Origin of the sequence: Streptomyces niger (assembly GCF_000718305.1) — a bacterium.
GTDB classification, from domain to species: domain Bacteria; phylum Actinomycetota; class Actinomycetes; order Streptomycetales; family Streptomycetaceae; genus Streptomyces; species Streptomyces niger.
The window spans coordinates 131,805-148,484 of the sequence record NZ_JOFQ01000002.1 but is presented as its reverse complement, the minus strand read 5'-3'; the positions used below and the strand labels follow the sequence as shown (position 1 = coordinate 148,484).

Annotated in this window: 15 protein-coding genes; 8 read left to right on the top strand and 7 right to left on the bottom strand. The window is 73.8% G+C overall.

Going from position 1 to position 16,680, the window contains the following annotated elements; all coding sequences use genetic code 11:
- Positions 1 to 67: 67 nt before the first annotated feature.
- Complete coding sequence (locus IF20_RS04545; protein WP_052863642.1) at positions 68 to 1,090, top strand: ABC transporter substrate-binding protein; 1,023 nt, start codon at positions 68 to 70, stop codon at positions 1,088 to 1,090.
- 36 nt (positions 1,091 to 1,126) lie between these two features.
- On the opposite strand, the gene IF20_RS04540 is transcribed toward IF20_RS04545, so the two are convergent.
- Positions 1,127 to 2,239, bottom strand: a complete 1,113-nt coding sequence (locus tag IF20_RS04540) for a hypothetical protein (RefSeq protein ID WP_052863641.1) — start codon at positions 2,237 to 2,239, stop codon at positions 1,127 to 1,129.
- Between the two features lie 170 nt (positions 2,240 to 2,409).
- On the opposite strand from IF20_RS04540, the gene IF20_RS04535 reads away from it, so the two are divergent.
- Together IF20_RS04535 and IF20_RS04530 are read left to right on the top strand one after the other, a co-directional pair.
- Positions 2,410 to 4,992 (top strand): helicase C-terminal domain-containing protein, encoded by a 2,583-nt coding sequence (locus tag IF20_RS04535; protein WP_052863640.1) that lies wholly within the window; start codon positions 2,410 to 2,412, stop codon positions 4,990 to 4,992.
- A 361-nt stretch (positions 4,993 to 5,353) separates the two neighbouring features.
- Entirely contained in the window at positions 5,354 to 7,003 is a 1,650-nt protein-coding gene (locus IF20_RS04530) for a DNA repair helicase XPB (protein WP_052863639.1), read from the top strand.
- Positions 7,004 to 7,182: 179 nt separating this feature from the next.
- On the opposite strand, the gene IF20_RS04525 is transcribed toward IF20_RS04530, so the two are convergent.
- Both IF20_RS04525 and IF20_RS04520 read right to left on the bottom strand, forming a co-directional pair.
- Positions 7,183 to 8,535: a glycosyltransferase 87 family protein gene (locus IF20_RS04525; protein WP_407702443.1), complete on the bottom strand. Its 1,353-nt coding sequence runs from the start codon at positions 8,533 to 8,535 to the stop codon at positions 7,183 to 7,185.
- Between the two features lie 103 nt (positions 8,536 to 8,638).
- On the bottom strand, positions 8,639 to 8,875 hold the full coding sequence (locus IF20_RS04520) for a hypothetical protein (protein ID WP_199896488.1): 237 nt from the start codon (positions 8,873 to 8,875) through the stop codon (positions 8,639 to 8,641).
- Positions 8,876 to 9,140: 265 nt separating this feature from the next.
- On the opposite strand from IF20_RS04520, the gene IF20_RS04515 reads away from it, so the two are divergent.
- Positions 9,141 to 11,228, top strand: coding sequence for a HelD family protein (locus tag IF20_RS04515; protein WP_052863638.1), 2,088 nt, complete (start codon positions 9,141 to 9,143; stop codon positions 11,226 to 11,228).
- Between the two features lie 49 nt (positions 11,229 to 11,277).
- On the opposite strand, the gene IF20_RS04510 is transcribed toward IF20_RS04515, so the two are convergent.
- Positions 11,278 to 11,979, bottom strand: coding sequence for a copper homeostasis protein CutC (locus tag IF20_RS04510; protein ID WP_052863637.1), 702 nt, complete (start codon positions 11,977 to 11,979; stop codon positions 11,278 to 11,280).
- Positions 11,980 to 12,159: 180 nt separating this feature from the next.
- On the opposite strand from IF20_RS04510, the gene IF20_RS04505 reads away from it, so the two are divergent.
- The gene (locus IF20_RS04505) at positions 12,160 to 12,864 is read left to right on the top strand and encodes an HD domain-containing protein (protein WP_052863636.1); all 705 of its coding nucleotides are present in this window, start codon (positions 12,160 to 12,162) and stop codon (positions 12,862 to 12,864) included.
- Positions 12,865 to 12,944: 80 nt separating this feature from the next.
- Here the strand turns inward: IF20_RS04505 and IF20_RS04500 are convergent, their stop codons facing one another.
- On the bottom strand, positions 12,945 to 13,175 hold the full coding sequence (locus tag IF20_RS04500; protein ID WP_052863635.1) for a hypothetical protein: 231 nt from the start codon (positions 13,173 to 13,175) through the stop codon (positions 12,945 to 12,947).
- Positions 13,176 to 13,333: 158 nt separating this feature from the next.
- Between IF20_RS04500 and IF20_RS04495 the strand changes: the two genes are divergently transcribed.
- From IF20_RS04495 to IF20_RS04485, 3 genes are all read left to right on the top strand, one after another.
- Positions 13,334 to 14,170, top strand: a complete 837-nt coding sequence (locus IF20_RS04495; protein WP_052863634.1) for a helix-turn-helix domain-containing protein — start codon at positions 13,334 to 13,336, stop codon at positions 14,168 to 14,170.
- The gene (locus tag IF20_RS04490) at positions 14,157 to 14,474 is read left to right on the top strand and encodes a DUF397 domain-containing protein (protein WP_324605551.1); all 318 of its coding nucleotides are present in this window, start codon (positions 14,157 to 14,159) and stop codon (positions 14,472 to 14,474) included. Before IF20_RS04495 ends, IF20_RS04490 begins: the two co-directional genes overlap by 14 nt.
- A gap of 170 nt (positions 14,475 to 14,644) precedes the next feature.
- Positions 14,645 to 15,910, top strand: a complete 1,266-nt coding sequence (locus IF20_RS04485) for a Cmx/CmrA family chloramphenicol efflux MFS transporter (protein ID WP_110943821.1) — start codon at positions 14,645 to 14,647, stop codon at positions 15,908 to 15,910.
- A 77-nt stretch (positions 15,911 to 15,987) separates the two neighbouring features.
- On the opposite strand, the gene IF20_RS04480 is transcribed toward IF20_RS04485, so the two are convergent.
- Together IF20_RS04480 and IF20_RS04475 are read right to left on the bottom strand one after the other, a co-directional pair.
- Positions 15,988 to 16,254 (bottom strand): DUF4031 domain-containing protein, encoded by a 267-nt coding sequence (locus IF20_RS04480; RefSeq protein WP_052863633.1) that lies wholly within the window; start codon positions 16,252 to 16,254, stop codon positions 15,988 to 15,990.
- A gap of 9 nt (positions 16,255 to 16,263) precedes the next feature.
- On the bottom strand, positions 16,264 to 16,623 hold the full coding sequence (locus IF20_RS04475; RefSeq protein WP_052863632.1) for a hypothetical protein: 360 nt from the start codon (positions 16,621 to 16,623) through the stop codon (positions 16,264 to 16,266).
- Between the last annotated feature and the right edge of the window lie 57 nt (positions 16,624 to 16,680).

Sequence of the window (16,680 nt, the reverse complement as noted above, 5' to 3'; positions counted from 1 at the left end):
CTCCCTCGGCTCCGGGCCCCCCTCGGCTCCGGGGCCTCTCCTCCGTCCCCCTCCGAAAGGCCCGCTCATGGTCTCCGTACCCGGCCCCCTCCGCGCCGCCGCCGTTCTCGCCGCGGGCGCCGTGGCCCTCTCCGCCTGTGGTGCCACCGGCGCCACCGGGTCCAAGAACGGCGGCGGCTCCTTCAAGGCGGCCGACTGTCCCGCCCAGCCGAAGACCACCTGGGCGAAGCCGGCCGACGGCGCGCACACCGTGCCCACCGCCATGGGCGGCGTGCGGGTCCCCGCCCACCCGAAGCGCGTCGTCGTCCTGGACACCGCCGAACTGGACTCCGCCCTCACCCTGGGCGTACGGCCGGTCGGCGCCACCCACGCCGACGTGGCCTCCGGCTTCCTGGCGTACCTGCCCAAGAGCGAGGTCGCCGGGATCGAGGACGTGGGCACGATCGGCACGCCCGACATGGAGGCGATCGCCGCCCTGAAGCCGGACCTCATCCTCTCCAGCAAGGTCCGCGACGGGCAGCGCTACGCACAGCTGGAGAAGATCGCCCCCACCGTGCTGACCGAGACCACCGGCTACCCGTGGAAGCAGAACTTCGCCACGCACGCCGACGCACTCGGCAAGGTCGAAGCAGGGAGGAAGACGGCCGCCGCGTACGAGAAGCACGCGGCGGAGGTCACCGACGCGCTCGGCGGCGCCGACGCGGCAGCCGGGCGGACCACCAACGTCGTCCGCTTCGTCGAGGGCGCCGACACCCGCATCTACGGCTGCCGGAGCTACCTCGGCACGATCCTGGACGACATCGGCACCGCCCCCACCGACGTGGTGAAGGACGCCAAGGACGGCCTGATGACCGAGATCGGCCCCGAGCAGATCACCCGCGCCGACGCGGACGCGGTCTTCCACTCCGCGTACGGCAGCCCGGAGAAGTCCAAGGAGAGCCAGGTCACCGGCGGGGCGCTGTGGAAGAACATGAAGGCCGTCAAGAACGGCCACGCCTTCCGCGTCGCCGACCAGCTCTGGTTCCAGGGCATCGGCTACACCGCGGCCGACAGGATCCTCGACGAGCTGCAGAGGGACCTGACGGAGTAACGACCGGTTCGCGCCCGGGGCTCCGGCCCCGGCCCCTCACCGCGGCCGTCGTCGCATCCGCCACAGCAGGAACAGCGCGGAGGCGACGGCCGCGACACGGACGACGACCGGGAGCGCCTCGGTCAGCTCCGGACCGAGCCGGTCCTGGCCGAGGGGGTCGCCCCACTTGCCGGCGAACCGGCCCCACAGCCAGACCAGCACCGCCGCGCACACCAGGCCCGGCACGCCCAGCGCCGCGAACTTGGCCTCGGCACGGGACAGCTTGCGCGAGGAATACGCCACGACCCAGCCGAGCGCGGCGGCGAGCCAGCTGCCGACCGCGGCCCCCGCAGCGAGCAGCAGCACCGCCAGCACCAGCACCGGGCTCGGCTTCGGACGCGGCGCCGCAGCCACCGCCTCGCCGGCACCTTCGGCCGCGGGCGCGGCGGCCGGCGCGGCAGCCGCCTCCCGCCGCCGGGGCAGCACCTTGCCCGTGGCCTTCTTCAGCACGCCGGGCAGCCCGCGCCGGCCCTTTTCCGCGGCCTCCGTGCCGACCGCCGCCGCGTTCTCGGACCCCTCCCCCTCGGACCCCTCCTCGTCGGTCTCCGGCGGGCGCCGTATCTCCTCGATCTCGATGCCGCCGACAAAGCCGGGCACGGTCTCCCCGGGGCCGTACTGCTGGACCGTGCCGAACGGCTCGGCCCCCACGCGCCACCAGTCCGGCTCCTCCTCGGGCGCCGCCTCCCGGTCGGGCGCCGCGTCCCGGCCGCCGAGCTGGTCCAGGTCCGCGAGGTGCGGCGGCGGGGCGCCCTGCTGGGGTACCACCGGCTGCGCTCCGCTGCGCGGCGACGGCACCGGCCCGCCGCCCTTCTTCGGCTGCCGCTTGAGCAGCGAGGGCAGCGCGCCCGACCGCCGCTCCATCGCGGCGGCGGGCGGCTTCTCGGGTACCGGCTCCTCGCCGTTGACCGCGGCCGCCACCCACGCCTCGGGCGTACCGAGCTTGGCCAGCAGCCGTTTGACGTCGCCGCCCTGCGTCCGGCCCGTGTCTATCCGCGCCCGCAGCCGCGCCACCAGCTCCATGCGCTGCCGGGCCGTCAGCCCCCGTCCCTGCGCCAGGTCGCCGACTCTGCTCAGGTAGTCGTAGACCAGCTGATCATTCTCGATCCCCACCGAAACACCTCTGCGCCAGGCCGATTCCCGCCGCTCCGACGGTACCCCTCCGGCCGCCGCCCACCGCGTTTTTCCACAGGCGACGGAGCACGCTTTTCCCCAGGGGACGGACACGGAGTCCGGGCGCGCACCCATCGGATCATCGGCCGCCAGGCGGTAACGTGGGGCGAATGAGCGGCAGCAATCCGTCCCCCCGCACGCTGGCCGAGGAGTTGCGCAACCGGCCGGACGACGACCTGTCCGCTCTGCTGCGGTCCCGGCCCGACCTGCTCAACCCGGTCCCCGGCGACCTGACCCAGCTGGCCACCCGGGCCGGCACCCGGGCCTCCGTGGTCCGCGCCGTGGAGCGGCTGGACACCTTCGCGCTGCAGACCGCCGAGGCGCTCGCCGTCGCCCCCGACCCCTGCCCGTACGGCACGCTCGCCGCGCTGATGACGGGCGACGCGGACGCCGCCGACACCGACCCGGGGCTGCGCGAGGCCGTCACCGACCGCCTCCCCGAGGCGCTGGCCACCCTCCGCGCCCAGGCGCTGGTCTGGGGCCCCGACGACCGTCTCCGGCTGGTCCGCACCGCCCGCGAACTCCTCGCCCCGAGCGCCACCCACCCCTCCCCCACCGGCCTGGGCCCCACCGTCGCCGAGGCCTCCGCCGGCATGTCCCCCGGCCGCCTCCAGGAGATCCTGGCCACCGCCGGACTGCCCGCCACCCCCGACCCCGTGACCGCCGTCGCCGCGCTGACCTCGCTCTTCGAGGACCGCACCGCCATGTCGGCGCTGCTGGACGAGGCGCCCGCCGAGTCGCTGGCCGTCCTGGACCGGCTGGTCTGGGGCCCGCCGTACGGCTCGGTGACCGCGCAGCCCGCGCCGCACCTGCGCTGGCTGCTGGACCGGGGCGTGCTGCTCCCCGTAGGCGCGCGCAACGTCGTCCTCCCTCGCGAGGCCGCCCTGCATCTGCGCGCCGGGCGCGCGCACCGGACGCCGGAGCCGCAGCCGCCCGCCCTCGCGCCGGCGACCGCGCGCGACCCGGAGATGGTGGACCGCACCGCCGCCGGCCAGGCGTTCACCGCGCTGGCCACCCTCGAAGAACTGCTCAAGGAGTGGGATCTCGGCGGCCCCGCCGTGCTCCGCGCCGGCGGCCTGAGCGTCCGCGACCTCAAGCGGACCGCGACCGCGCTGGACACCGGCGTGCACACGGCCGCGTTCTGGCTTGAACTGGCGTACGCGGCCGGCCTGGTGGCCTCCGACGGCGAGGCCGACGAGCGGTACGCACCGACGCCCGCCGCCGAGGACTGGCGGCAGCTGCCCGCCGAGGAGCGCTGGGTCCGGCTCGTCACCGCCTGGCTGGCCGCGACCCGCACGGCGGGCCTGGTCGGCACCGCCGACGCCAAGGGCCGCACCCTCGCCGCGCTCGGCCCGCACCTGGACCGCTCCCCGGCCCCGGACGTACGCCGCCGCGTCCTCGCGCTCCTCGGCAGCGTCCCGCCCGGCACCGCCGTCCCGCAGGACGCCGTACTGGCCCGCCTGCGGTGGGAACGGCCGCTGCGCGGCGCCGCCCAGGCCGCCCCCGGCACCGCCCCCGAGAACGGCCACGCCGCCGACCACAACGCCCACACCGCCCACACCGCCCACACCGCCCACAACACGGCCCAGAACGCGGCGCACGCAGCCCCGCAGGACCTCCGCTCCCGCATCGCCCTGTGGTCCCTCCATGAAGCCGAACTCCTCGGCCTCACCGGTCGCGGCGCCCTCGCGGGCCACACCCGCGCGCTCCTGGAGGCGGGCCCGGACGCAGCCCCCGAAGAGGCGAGCCGGGCCGCCGCCACCGCCCTCGCGCCGCTGCTGCCCACCCCCCTGGACCACGTCCTTCTCCAGGCCGACCTGACCGCCGTCGCGCCCGGCCCCCTGGAGCGCCCGCTCGCCGACGCCCTCGACGTCCTGGCCGACGTGGAGTCCAAGGGCGGCGCAACGGTCTACCGCTTCACGCCCGGCTCCGTACGCCGCGCCCTGGACGCCGGCCGTTCCGCGGCCGACATCCAGGCCTTCCTCACGGCCCACTCCCGTACGCCGGTGCCGCAGCCGCTCGCGTACCTGATCGACGACGTGGCTCGCAGACACGGGCAGTTGCGAGTGGGCGCCGCCTCCGCCTACGTGCGCTGCGACGACGACGCGCTGCTGAACGAGATCCTGGCCGACCGGCGCGCCGACGGGCTGCGGCTGCGCCGCCTCGCACCGACCGTGCTGGCCGCCCAGGCCGCGCCGGACGCGCTCCTGGAAGGGCTGCGCGCGATGGGGTACGCGCCGGCCGCCGAGTCCGCCGAGGGGGATGTGGTGATCGCCCGCGCGGACGCGTACCGCACCCCGCCGCGTACCGCCCCGGCCCCGGTCCCCGACGGCCCGCCGCCCCCGGACGACACGCTGCTGGCGGCCGCCGTACGGGCCATCCGCGCGGGCGACCTCGCGGCCACCGCCGAGCGCAAGCCGGGCACGCCGGCCGCAGCGCCCGCGCCGGGCCGGCTGCCGCGCACGACGTCCGCCGAGACGCTCGCCACCGTGCAGGCCGCCGCGCTGACCAACTCGGCGCTGTGGATCGGCTACGTCAACGCCGACGGCGCCGCCAGCCAGCGCGTCATCGCACCGGTCCGGGTCGAGGGCGGCTTCGTGACCGCGTACGACCACACCGCCGACGAGGTCCGCACGTACGCCCTGCACCGCATCACCGGCGTCGCCGAACTCGCCGACGACGCGGCTTCGTGACGATCACGGGTGCGCGCGTACTTGAGACACGTACCGGAGACGCGTAACGATCATGGGTGCGCGCGTACTAGAGGCACGTACCGGAGACGCGTATCTGAGAGGCGTGCCCGATGCCCGCATCTGAAACGCGTACCCGAGAGGCGTACCTCCTGAGAGGCGTACCCGAGGCGCGCATCCGAGACGCGTATCTGAGCTGTCGGGGCGCGCGCATCCGGCTGCAGGGGCGCGCGCCCGCACGCCCGCACTCCAGGCCCGCCGCCCGCTTCGGCACGGATGCGGCACACTGGACGTTTGCCGTACGTACGGACGGCGGGCCTTCCGGTGACGGCGGCGGGCGCAGGCGAAGCGAAAGGCGAGGCGCGTGAACGGACCCCTCATCGTCCAGAGCGACAAGACGCTGCTGCTGGAGGTGGACCACGAGCAGGCGGACGCGTGCCGGCAGGCCATCGCCCCCTTCGCGGAGCTGGAGCGCGCCCCGGAGCACATCCACACCTACCGGGTGACGCCGCTGGGCCTGTGGAACGCGCGGGCCGCCGGCCACGACGCGGAGCAGGTCGTGGACGCGCTGGTGGCGTACTCCCGCTACCCGGTCCCGCACGCGCTGCTCGTCGACATCGCCGAGACGATGTCCCGGTACGGCCGCCTCACGCTCTCCAAGCACCCCACGCACGGCCTGGTGCTCACCACCACCGACCGCCCGGTGCTGGAGGAGATCCTGCGGTCGAAGAAGGTGCAGCCGCTGGTCGGCGCCCGGATCGACCCGGACACGGTCGCGGTGCACCCCTCCGAGCGCGGCCAGATCAAGCAGACGCTGCTCAAGCTGGGCTGGCCGGCCGAGGACCTGGCCGGCTACGTGGACGGCGAGGCGCACCCGATCGAGCTGGCGGAGGACGGCTGGTCGCTGCGCCCGTACCAGCAGCAGGCCGTGGAGAACTTCTGGCACGGCGGCTCCGGCGTCGTCGTCCTGCCGTGCGGCGCGGGCAAGACCCTGGTCGGCGCGGGCGCGATGGCCGAGGCCAAGGCCACCACGCTGATCCTGGTGACGAACACGGTGTCCGCGCGCCAGTGGAAGCACGAGCTGGTCAAGCGCACGTCCCTGACCGAGGACGAGATCGGCGAGTACAGCGGTACGAAAAAGGAGATCCGGCCGGTCACCATCGCGACGTACCAGGTGCTGACGACCAAGCGGAAGGGCGTCTACCCGCACCTGGAGCTGTTCGACTCCCGGGACTGGGGCCTGGTCGTCTACGACGAGGTGCACCTGCTGCCCGCGCCGGTCTTCAAGTTCACCGCCGACCTCCAGGCGCGGCGCCGCCTCGGCCTGACGGCCACCCTCGTACGCGAGGACGGCCGCGAGTCCGACGTCTTCTCGCTCATCGGCCCGAAGCGGTTCGACGCGCCGTGGAAGGAGATCGAGGCGCAGGGCTACATCGCGCCGGCCGACTGCGTCGAGGTCCGGGTCAACCTGACCGACTCCGAGCGGCTGGCGTACGCCACGGCGGAGAGCGACGAGAAGTACCGCTTCTGCGCGACCACCGCGTCCAAGCAGAAGGTCACCGAGGCGCTGGTCCGGCGGCACGCGGGCGAGCAGACGCTGGTGATCGGGCAGTACATCGACCAGCTGGACGAGCTGGGCGAGCACCTGGACGCGCCGGTCATCAAGGGCGACACCAGCAACGCGCAGCGCGAGAAGCTCTTCAACGCGTTCCGCGAGGGCGAGCTGTCCGTGCTGGTCGTCTCCAAGGTCGCGAACTTCTCGATCGACCTGCCCGAGGCGACGGTCGCGATCCAGGTCTCGGGCACGTTCGGCTCCCGCCAGGAGGAGGCGCAGCGCCTCGGCCGAGTGCTCCGCCCGAAGGCGGACGGCCACGAGGCGCGCTTCTACTCGGTCGTCGCGCGCGACACCATCGACCAGGACTTCGCGGCCCACCGCCAGCGCTTCCTGGCCGAGCAGGGCTACGCGTACCGCATCGTGGACGCCCACGAACTCCTGGCGGACGAGGGCGCGTAGAGCCGAGCGGGCCGGCACGCCCGAGGTGCCGGGGGCCGCTGCCGGGGCTTCGTTGTCAGTACCCCTCAGTACTGTGTTGAGAAGGGGCCCCAAATCTCCCCCATGAGGGGAGATGAGGGGCGAAACGGTACGCCGAGCCCGCGCCCCACTCCTCACGCCCCGCCCCCCGCCCCCGCCCCCTAACGCGGTGTCCGAGGTGCCGGGACGGTTTCGTGGCCGGGCGTGGCCGGGCGGACCAGTGCCCCCGCCGCCACCCCGGTCAGCGCGCCGCCGCGCCAGAGCACCGCCGCGAGCAGCACGGCCATGCCGATCAGGGGGTACGGCGCGGCCAGCGGCTGCTGCCACCACGGGAGCGCCAGGTCCAGGTCGCCCTTGTGCGGCGTCAGCCACATCGTGCGGGCGGTGAACAGGACGGTCAGCGCCCACCAGGCCGCGCGCCGCCACGCGTCCCCCCGTACGTGCGTGGCCAGCACCGCCAGCAGCGGGACGCACCACACCCAGTGGTGGGACCAGCTGATCGGCGAGACGAGCAGCGCCGTGAGCGCCGTGCACAGCACGCCCCACGCCTCCCGGCCCGCGACCAGGCCCGTCCGGCGGGCCGCCGCCATCCCCACCACGGCCGTGAGCACGGCGCCGGCTGCCCAGACGGTGCCGGGGTGCGGGGTGTGCAGCAGGCGTGCGACCAGGCCCTGCAGCGACTGGTTGTCGACGATCCAGGCCTCGCCGACCCGGCCGGTCTCGTAGAGCCGCTCGGTCCAGAACTCCACGCTGGCGCCGGGCAGTGCGACGACGCCGAGCAGGACGGTGCCGAGGAAGCCGGCGAGCGAGACCAGTGCCGCGCGTACCCGCCCGGTGAGCAGCAGGTACACCGCGAAGAGCGCGGGGGTGAGCTTGATGCCGGCCGCGATGCCGATGGCCAGGCCCTTGCCGCGGGCGCCGGCGGGCCGGGTGAGGTCCCACAGTACGAGGCAGGTGAGCGCGAGGTTGATCTGTCCGAAGACCAGCGTCTGGTACACCGGCTCCAGCCAGACGGCGAGCGCGGTGGCGGCGAGCAGCGAGGGGACGCGGTGGGTGGCGCGCAGTCCGGCGAGGCGCGCCGAGAGGTGGATCAGCAGGGCGAGGAGCGCGACGTTGACGAGTACCGAGGCGGCCTGCAGGACGCCGGGCGAGAACCACGCCAGCGGGACGAACAGCAGGGCGGCGAACGGCGGGTAGGTGGCAGGGAGGTGCCACTCGGTGACCCGGAAGCCGTAGAGGTCGCCGCCGGTGAGGACGGAGTCGCCCATCGCCCGGTAGACGAGGATGTCGGAGGTCGGCATGGGCACTATGAGGTGCACGATGCCGAGCGCGGCCAGGGAGGCCGCGAGCAGCGCCGCCGCGGGGAGCGTGTGGCGCGGGAGGGTGCGGGGCGGTCGAGGGGCCCGGGTGGGGACCGTACGGCCCGCCGGCGGGTCCGGCGTTTCCCGGGTGGTGCGTGGTCTGCCCACGAGGGGCGTTGTCCGCTGGATCGGCTTCCCGTCGGCGGCAGACACGCGGGTGACCCCTCCTTGTCGCCATATGCTGATTGCACCCTGTTTACAGCGACGTTAATCGATCACACACGAACTTTCGTGACGGTTTCCGGACGTCCGGATGTCATTCCCTGGGCCGTACGGTGCCGGGGTCCGAGGTCCGGTCGGCACCGGGTGCCCGGTCGTCGGCGTACTCGCCCAGGACGACGACGCTGAGGGCGGTACCTGCGAAAACCTTCACGGCCCGCAGGGCGCTGCCCACGGGGTGCCGGTGCCGGGCGTCTTCGGCGACGGCGCGGGCGCCGTGTCTGGCACGGCCGGCCGCCTTGGGGTCGGGTGGCGTGTTCAGGTGACTGGTCATGTCTCCATGATGGGATTCACCCGGACGCCGCACATCCGACCAAGGACCGATCCGCGTGTCGCGCGGCGTACAGCCCCGGACGCACCGCGCGACGGCCCACCCCTAGGGGTCGCGGGCCCCTTTTTTATTCGGTCGCGCGCGCATTGGGTGCTGACTACAATCGCGCGTCTGCCCGCTTCCCGCCGACCCCGTCGCGGAGCGCCGCCGCCCGGACGGAAACCGGCCGGCCCTCATCCACCCACGCATTCCGCCCGGAGGCGACGCCGTGCCCTCGCACGCCCCTGACCAGAAGGAAGAGCACCACCCGGACGACCCCCTCGACCCCCTCGCACATGAGCGAGCTCATCTCGCCGCTTCCCGTGCCGCCCTCCGTGCCATGCGCGAGGACGCCGAAGCGCTGAACATCAAGGACGTCACGGCGAACTGGGTCAACGCCGAGGTCCTGCAGGGCGAGATCGACGCCCGTATCAAGGCGCTCGCCGACCTCTCCCACACCCCGCTCTTCTTCGGCCGCCTGGACTACCTGCACGCCCCGGGCATGGATTCGGCCGAGGGCGCGGAGGGGGCTGATTTCTACATCGGGCGGCGGCATGTCCACGACGCCGACGGCGACCCCATGGTCATCGACTGGCGCGCGCCGGTCTCCCAGCCGTTCTACCGGGCCTCCAAGAAGGAGCCGATGGACCTGCGGCTGCGCCGCCGCTTCGGGTACACCGGCGGCGAGCTGACCGCGTACGAGGACGAGCACCTCACCGACCCGGCCGAGGCGGAGCGGACCAGCAAGCTGCTCCAGAGCGAGATCGAGCGGCCGCGCGTGGGCCCGATGCGCGACATCGTGGCCACCATCCAGCCCGAGCAGGACGAGATCGTCCGCGCCGGGATCGGCGGCACCGTCTGCGTCCAGGGCGCGCCCGGCACGGGCAAGACCGCAGTCGGCCTGCACCGGGTCGCGTATCTGCTGTACGCGCACCGCGAGCGGCTGGCACGGGCCGGCACCCTCGTCATCGGGCCCAACAAGTCCTTCCTGCACTACATCGAGCAGGTGCTGCCCGCGCTGGGCGAGCTGGAGGTCAAGCAGGCCACTGTCGACGATCTCGTGGCGCACGTGGAGGTGCGCGGCGCGGACGACGCCGCGGCCGCCACGATCAAGGGCGATGCGCGGATGGCGGAGGTGCTGCGCCGCGCCGTGCGCTCGCACGTCACGATGCCGACCGAGGCGTGCGTGGTGGTCCGCGGGTCGCGTCGCTGGCGCGTCCCGGCGTACGAACTGGAGGAGATCGTCACGCAGTTGTTGGACCGCGGCATCCGGTACGGCGCGGGCCGGGAGGCGCTGCCGCACCGCATCGCGCACGCCGTGCTGGTCCAGATGGAGCGGGCCGGCGAGGCGCCCGACGACCGGGTGCAGGACGCGGTCGCCCGGAACGCCGCGGTGAAGGCGACGGTCAAGGCGGTCTGGCCGCCGGTCGATCCGGCCAAGCTGGTGCTGCGGCTGCTCGGCGACGCGGACTTCCTGGCCGAGCACGCCGCCGGGATCCTCACCGATGAGGAGCAGAAGACGATCCTGTGGACCCGGCCGGCCCGCAGCGTACGCAGCGCCAAGTGGTCCGCCGCCGACGCCGTCCTGATCGACGAGGCGCACGACCTGGTGGAGCGCACCCCTTCGCTGGGGCATGTGGTGCTGGACGAGGCGCAGGACCTCTCCCCCATGCAGTACCGGGCCGTGGGCCGGCGCTGTTCGACGGGCTCCGCGACCGTGCTCGGGGACATCGCCCAGGGGACGACGCCGTGGTCCACGGACACGTGGGAGGAGGCGCTGGCCCATCTGGGCAAGCCGGAGGCCGCGGTCGAGGAGCTGACCCAGGGCTTCCGCGTGCCGCGCGAGGTGATCGCGTACGCCTCGCGGCTGCTCCCGGCGATCGCGCCGGACCTCTCCGAGGCGACCTCCATCCGTGAGTCGCCGGGTGACTTCGCGATCCGCCCGGCGGCGCCGGACGCGCTGGACGCGGCGGTGGTCGACGCCTGCCGGGACGCGCTTTCGAAGGAGGGCTCCATCGGTCTGATCGCCGCCGAGCCGCGGCTGCCCGTGCTCCGCGAGGCGCTCGCCGCGGCCGGGCTGGCCACGCTGGAGCCGGGCGAGGAGACCTCGCCGGATGCCCGGCTCACGCTGGTGCCCGCCACCTTGGCCAAGGGTCTGGAGTACGACTACGTGGTGTTGGACGAGCCGGCGGCGTTGGTGGACGCCGAGCCCGACCATCGGACCGGGCTGCGCCGCCTGTACGTCTGTCTCACGCGTGCCGTGTCGGGGCTGACCATCGTGCACGCGGCGCCGCTGCCGGCGGAGCTGGCGGGCTGACGCGCCGCGCCCGGCGCGCTGCGCAGCGCGTTCGCCGGCCGCGGGCCGCTCAGCCGTCGAGTGCCGTGCGCCAGGTCTCGACGGCGGCCGGGGAGACCGGCGCCGTCCAGCCGTGCGGGCGCGCCGCGCCGCCGATGTGGAAGGCGGTGACGCCGGCGGCCCGGAGGTGGGGCACGTGGCCGAGCGCGAGGCCGCCGCCCGCCATGATCTGCGGGTCGTACCCCGGTTCGCCGGTCGCGGCGCGGGCGGCTTCGGCCAGCAGGACCGGCAGTCCGTCGTCGACGCCGGCTGCGGAGCCGGCGGTGAGGTAGGTGTCCAGACCGGGCCGGCCGTCGAGGCGCTTGCGCAGGCCGTCGCGGTCGGCGGCGCGGTCGATGGCCCGGTGAAAGGTCCAGCGGCAGCCGTCGATCGCCTCGGCCAGCGCGTCCAGCGCTGCGAGGTCGGGGCCGCCGTCCTCGGCCAGGAAGCCGAGCACGAACTCCTCGGCGCCCTCCGCCCGGAGGGCCGCGGCGTCCGCGCACAGCGCGTCGAGCGTCCGGGCGTCGCCCGCCGCGAAGCCGTCCGCGGCGCGCAGCATGACGCGCAGCGGGATGTCGACGGCGGCCCGTACGGCGGCGACGGTCTCGCGCGGCGGGGTCAGTCCGTCGGACGCCATGTCCGTGACCAGTTCGAGGCGGTCCGCCCCTCCGGCCTCGGCCGCGGCGGCATCCGCGGCATCGAGCGCGATCACCTCAAGGATTGGTCTAGACATGTGAGACACGTGCTCAAGAGTGCCACACTCGGCAAGCCATCGCTACGGAGCGACACCGATACGGCGCGAAAGCGATCCGGATGGGGCGGCCGGGCACTCGACGAGGTCGGGCGGGACACAGCGGCGATCGACGCGGAGCACGGTGGTGGGGCGATCGGTCCGGATGCGCACAATGGGCGTATGGCTTCCACTCCGACGGACCCGACGGACCGCCCGGACCAGGGCGACGACCTGCGCGGTCGCTGGCACGACGCCGTATCGGCGCTCCGGGACGCCGGTGCCGGCACCTCCGGCGCCGCCCCTGCCGCGCTGCCGGATCCCGCCCCGTACGCCGACAACCTGCTCGCGCGCTGGGCCGAGCCGCAGCGCCGATACCACACGACCGCTCACCTGGCCGCCGTGCTGGACCGGATCGACGAGCTCGCCGCGCACGCCGCCGAGCCGGACGTCGTACGGCTCGCCGCGTGGTTCCACGACGCCGTCTACCGGCCCGACCGCTCCGAGAACGAGGAACGCAGCGCGGCGCTCGCCGAACGGGCGCTGCCCGAGCTGGGGATCGACGCGGAGCGCACGGCGGAGGTGGCGCGGCTGGTGCGGCTGACGGTCACGCACGATCCGGCCGAGGGCGACCGCAACGGCGAGGTGCTGTGCGACGCGGACCTGGCGGTGCTGGCGGGCGCTCCGGAGCAGTACGCCGCGTACGCGGCCGCGGTCCGGGAGGAGTACGGGTTCGTGCCGGACGACGCCTTCCGTGCGGGCCGGGCCGACGTGCTGCGGCAACTCCTGGCCCTGCCGCGGCTGTTCCGCACGCCGGCGGGGTACGACAAGTGGGAACGGCTGGCCCGGCGGAATCTCAGGACGGAGCTCGACCTGCTGACCTCGTGAGGCCGACGGTCGGGGTGGGGCGGTCGCGCCGGGGTCCGGGGCGCGCCGCACGCAGGTTCACCGCTCCTCGCTCACTCCGCTCAGCGACGCTCCCCCCGGCTGCGCGCGTTCGCCAACGCCGTGCGGGCGGCGAGCCGTTCGCGCGGAGTGGCCTCCCGGGCGTCGGACGGCGGGCAGTCCCATTCGCGGCCGCCCCCCGGCGGGCGCAGCTGCACGTAGGGCCCCTCGTGCCCCATCACCTCGCCGATCCTGCCGAACCGGGTGTCAACCACGTACGACCCCTTCGCCGGGAGCGTCACCGGGTACCTCATCTCTCCGGTCGCTGACCTCACTGCGCCTCACCGCGCCTCACTGCGCCTTATCGCGCTCCGTCGCGCCTCACTGGTTGTGTCTATATGGTGACGGTCCGGGGTTAAGCTTGACAGAGGGTGACATCCAACAACACCAGGTGCACGACAGGGAGTGGGCCATGCCGAAGCCGAAGCAACTGGACGCGTCGCTTTCACCGAGGGCGCTCTACGGCGCTGAGCTGCGATTCAAGCGGGAGAGGGCAGGGCTTACGCAGGCCGAGCTCGGAGCACCCATGTTCGTGAGCGGGTCGTTCATCGGCCAGCTCGAATCAGGCGCACGACGTATGCAGACGGAGTACGCACAGCGGATCGACGAGATCCTCGACACCGACGGGTTCTTCGCGCGGAACGCCGAAGCCGCTCAGCGCTCGCGCTATCCGGAACACTTCGCGGACGCCGCGGAGTTCGAATCGTTAGCCGTGTCGATCAGGGAGTACGCACCTCTGCTCGTCCCGGGGCTGCTGCAAACGGAGGAGTACGCGCGGGCCGTGTTCCGTGCGGTGCATCCGGTGGCCCCTGAGAGCGTCATCGACGATCTGCTGTCGGCGCGGCTGGACCGCGCCCGCATCCTCGACAATCCAACAACCCCGTTGTTCTGGGCGGTGCTGGACGAGAACGTGCTGCGCCGTCCGGTGGGCGGTCCGGGCGCGATGCACGCCCAGCTGACCCATATCGCGGCACTCATGCGTCGAAATCGCGTCATCGTGCAGGTGCTGCCCTACTCGGAGGGGGCCCACGCCGGTCTCGAAGGTTCGCTGAAGCTGATGACATTCGCAGATGCACCGCCCGTCGCGTACCTACAAGGCCTTGAAACAGGTCAGATGTTGGATGAGCCTTTGCGTGTGGAACGGTACGGCCTGGCTTACGATCTCGTCCGGGCCGCTGCACTGTCACCCGAAGCGTCCCTCGTTCAGATCGAGTCGGCGGCGAAGGAATTCCAGGATGGACATGGATAACGACACGTTCCACTCGGCGCGGCACCGCGCCGTTCCCGGCGCGGGCCACGGTGCGCACAGCACCGCGGCCCGCCGCCCGTCGGGCCACGCGCCCGACCTCTCCGGCGTCCGCTGGCGCAAGAGCAGCTACAGCGGCGGCAGCGGCGGCGACTGCGTCGAGATGGGCCTCGGCGCGCCCGGCGCGGTCCCGGTGCGGGACAGCAAGGTCCCGTGCGGCCCGGCGATCGTCGTGGCGCCGACGGCCTGGTCGGCCTTCGTCACGGCGGTACGGGACGGCGCGCTGGACCGGGTCGCCGGCGCCTGACGGCCGCCGGAGCGGGGCGCGGCGGGTAACGGCCGCGTCGCCTGCCGATGACGGCAGCCGTTCGGGCCGATGACGGTCACGTCGGCGCGACCCCAGCGGGAATGACAGGCCTGTTCACACTGTTCATGCGTGTCATGCCTGTCCCTTCCGATCGCGCCGAACGCGCCCGAATGCCCATTGCCGTCTATATCCTCGGCCTGTCCGTCTTCGCTCTCGGCACGAGCGAGTTCATGCTCTCCGGAATCCTCCAGCCACTGGCCCGGGACATGGACGTCACCATCCCGCAAGCCGGACTGCTCGTCTCGGCTTTCGCGATCGGCATGGTGGTCGGCGCTCCGACGCTGGCCGCCGCCACTCTCCGCCTGCCGCGTCGGACCACGCTGATCGCGCTGCTGGCGGTCTTCGGGCTCGGCCAGGTCGCGGGCGCCCTCGCGCCTTCGTACCCGGTGCTCTTCATCTCCCGTGTGGTGAGCGCGCTGGCCTGCGCGGGTTTCTGGGCGGTCGGCGCGGCGGTGGCCGTCTCGCTCGTGCCGTTCACGGCGCGGGCCCGCGCGATGGCCGTGATGGTCGGCGGTCTCTCCATCGCCAACATCGCGGGGGTGCCGGCCGGCGCGCTGCTCGGCCAGACGGCCGGCTGGCGCGCCGCGTTCTGGGGCGTGGCGGCCCTCTCCGCGATCGGTCTCGTGGGCGTGGTCGCCCTCGTGCCGCGCACGGAGGTGCCCACGGGTGAGGACCGCCCGCAGCTCCGCCGCGAGCTGGCGATCTACCGGGACAAGCAGGTCTGGCTCGCGCTCAGCGCCACCGCGCTGAACGGCGCCGCGGTCTTCGCGCTGTTCTCCTACCTCTCCCCGCTGCTCACCGACACCGCCGGGCTGGCGGAGAGCTGGGTGCCCACGGTCCTGGCGCTCTTCGGCGTCGGCGCGCTCATCGGTACGTACATAGGCGGCCGGATCGCCGACGCGCACCTCTTCCCCACCCTCTTCGGCGGCATCGCGGCCTCCACCGTCGTACTGGCGGTGCTCGCGCTGACCGCGCACAACTCCGTCGCCGCGATTGCGCTGTCGCTGATGCTGGGCGTCACGGCGTTCGCCACGGCGCCGGCCCTGAACGCCCGGATGTTCAACGTGGCCAACGCGGCGCCGACGCTGGCAGGCGCCACCACGACGGCCGCGTTCAACATCGGCAACACGCTCGGCCCGTGGCTCGGCGGCCTGGTCATCAGCGCCCACTGGGGCTACCCGGCCGTGGCCCTGACCGGTGCCGCACTCGCGGCGGCCGCCGTCCTCGCCACCGGCCTCTCCTACCGGGCGCAGCGCTCCGCCGGCTCGGCCTCCCGCCTGGTCGCGTCCTCGGACGAGCCGGGCACTCACGAGCCGGCCGCGCACGAGATGGCGGCGGAGGACCGGAGCGCGCCGGCGGGCACGAAGCGCCTCTGAGAAGACCGCACCTCACCGCGTACGAAGGGGCGGCGCCACGGCTCCTCAGCCGTGGCGCCGCCCCTTTCCTTCAGGTGTCAGTGCGGCCGGTGCTTCGGGCGGCGCAGCCCTGCGGCGGTGAGCCGGCGTACCAGTTCCTTGCTGCCGATCTCGACGGCGCCGGCTCCCACGGCGTCGGCGTACCGTTCCGCCGGCAGGTCGTAGTGGTCGCGCTCGAAGGCCCGCCGCGGCGCGCCGATCCCGGCGGCGAAGGCGTGCAGCTCCTCGAACGACACGTCGCTCACCAGATGCGACCACAGGCGGCCGTGCCCCGGCCAGGTCGGCGGGTCGATGTAGACCGTCACGCCGGGTCCTCAGTGCCCCGGGGTGCCCAGCGAGCCGACACGGGCCACCGAGACCGCCGTCTTCGCGCAGACCCAGTGCGGGTCCGGCCCCAGCTCCGGCTCGACGTCCAGCGCGTGCGGGTCGCCGCCCTCGGTGCACACCGGGCACAGCGGCCAGCGGCCGTACCGCTCCAGCAGGGAGTCCTGAACGTCCTGGGCGACGAGCCCGGCGACGAATTCCACCCCCTCCGGCCACTGCTCGACCCACCACCGCCGGTGCGCGACCGCGTCCTCCACCAACGAGACGATGTCCGCGTCGGCGACGTCGCCCGCCATCAGATCCGCGATCACCAGGGCCCGTGCGGCATGCAGCGCCTGTTCCAACTCCATGTACCCATTGTCGCGCGTACGCGCCGGAGCCCCACACGCGTTCCCGTCCACCGACCG

What these genes read in the sequence shown, in the direction of transcription:
- IF20_RS04545 (WP_052863642.1), top strand. Translation starts at nt 68, where the DNA reads ATGGTCTCCGTACCCGGCCCCCTCCGCGCCGCCGCCGTTCTCGCCGCG.
- IF20_RS04535 (WP_052863640.1), top strand. Translation starts at nt 2,410, where the DNA reads ATGAGCGGCAGCAATCCGTCCCCCCGCACGCTGGCCGAGGAGTTGCGC.
- IF20_RS04520 (WP_199896488.1), bottom strand. Translation starts at nt 8,875, where the DNA reads ATGACCAGTCACCTGAACACGCCACCCGACCCCAAGGCGGCCGGCCGT.
- IF20_RS04510 (WP_052863637.1), bottom strand. Translation starts at nt 11,979, where the DNA reads ATGTCTAGACCAATCCTTGAGGTGATCGCGCTCGATGCCGCGGATGCC.
- IF20_RS04505 (WP_052863636.1), top strand. Translation starts at nt 12,160, where the DNA reads ATGGCTTCCACTCCGACGGACCCGACGGACCGCCCGGACCAGGGCGAC.
- IF20_RS04500 (WP_052863635.1), bottom strand. Translation starts at nt 13,175, where the DNA reads ATGAGGTACCCGGTGACGCTCCCGGCGAAGGGGTCGTACGTGGTTGAC.
- IF20_RS04495 (WP_052863634.1), top strand. Translation starts at nt 13,334, where the DNA reads ATGCCGAAGCCGAAGCAACTGGACGCGTCGCTTTCACCGAGGGCGCTC.
- IF20_RS04490 (WP_324605551.1), top strand. Translation starts at nt 14,157, where the DNA reads ATGGACATGGATAACGACACGTTCCACTCGGCGCGGCACCGCGCCGTT.
- IF20_RS04485 (WP_110943821.1), top strand. Translation starts at nt 14,645, where the DNA reads ATGCCCATTGCCGTCTATATCCTCGGCCTGTCCGTCTTCGCTCTCGGC.
- IF20_RS04475 (WP_052863632.1), bottom strand. Translation starts at nt 16,623, where the DNA reads ATGGAGTTGGAACAGGCGCTGCATGCCGCACGGGCCCTGGTGATCGCG.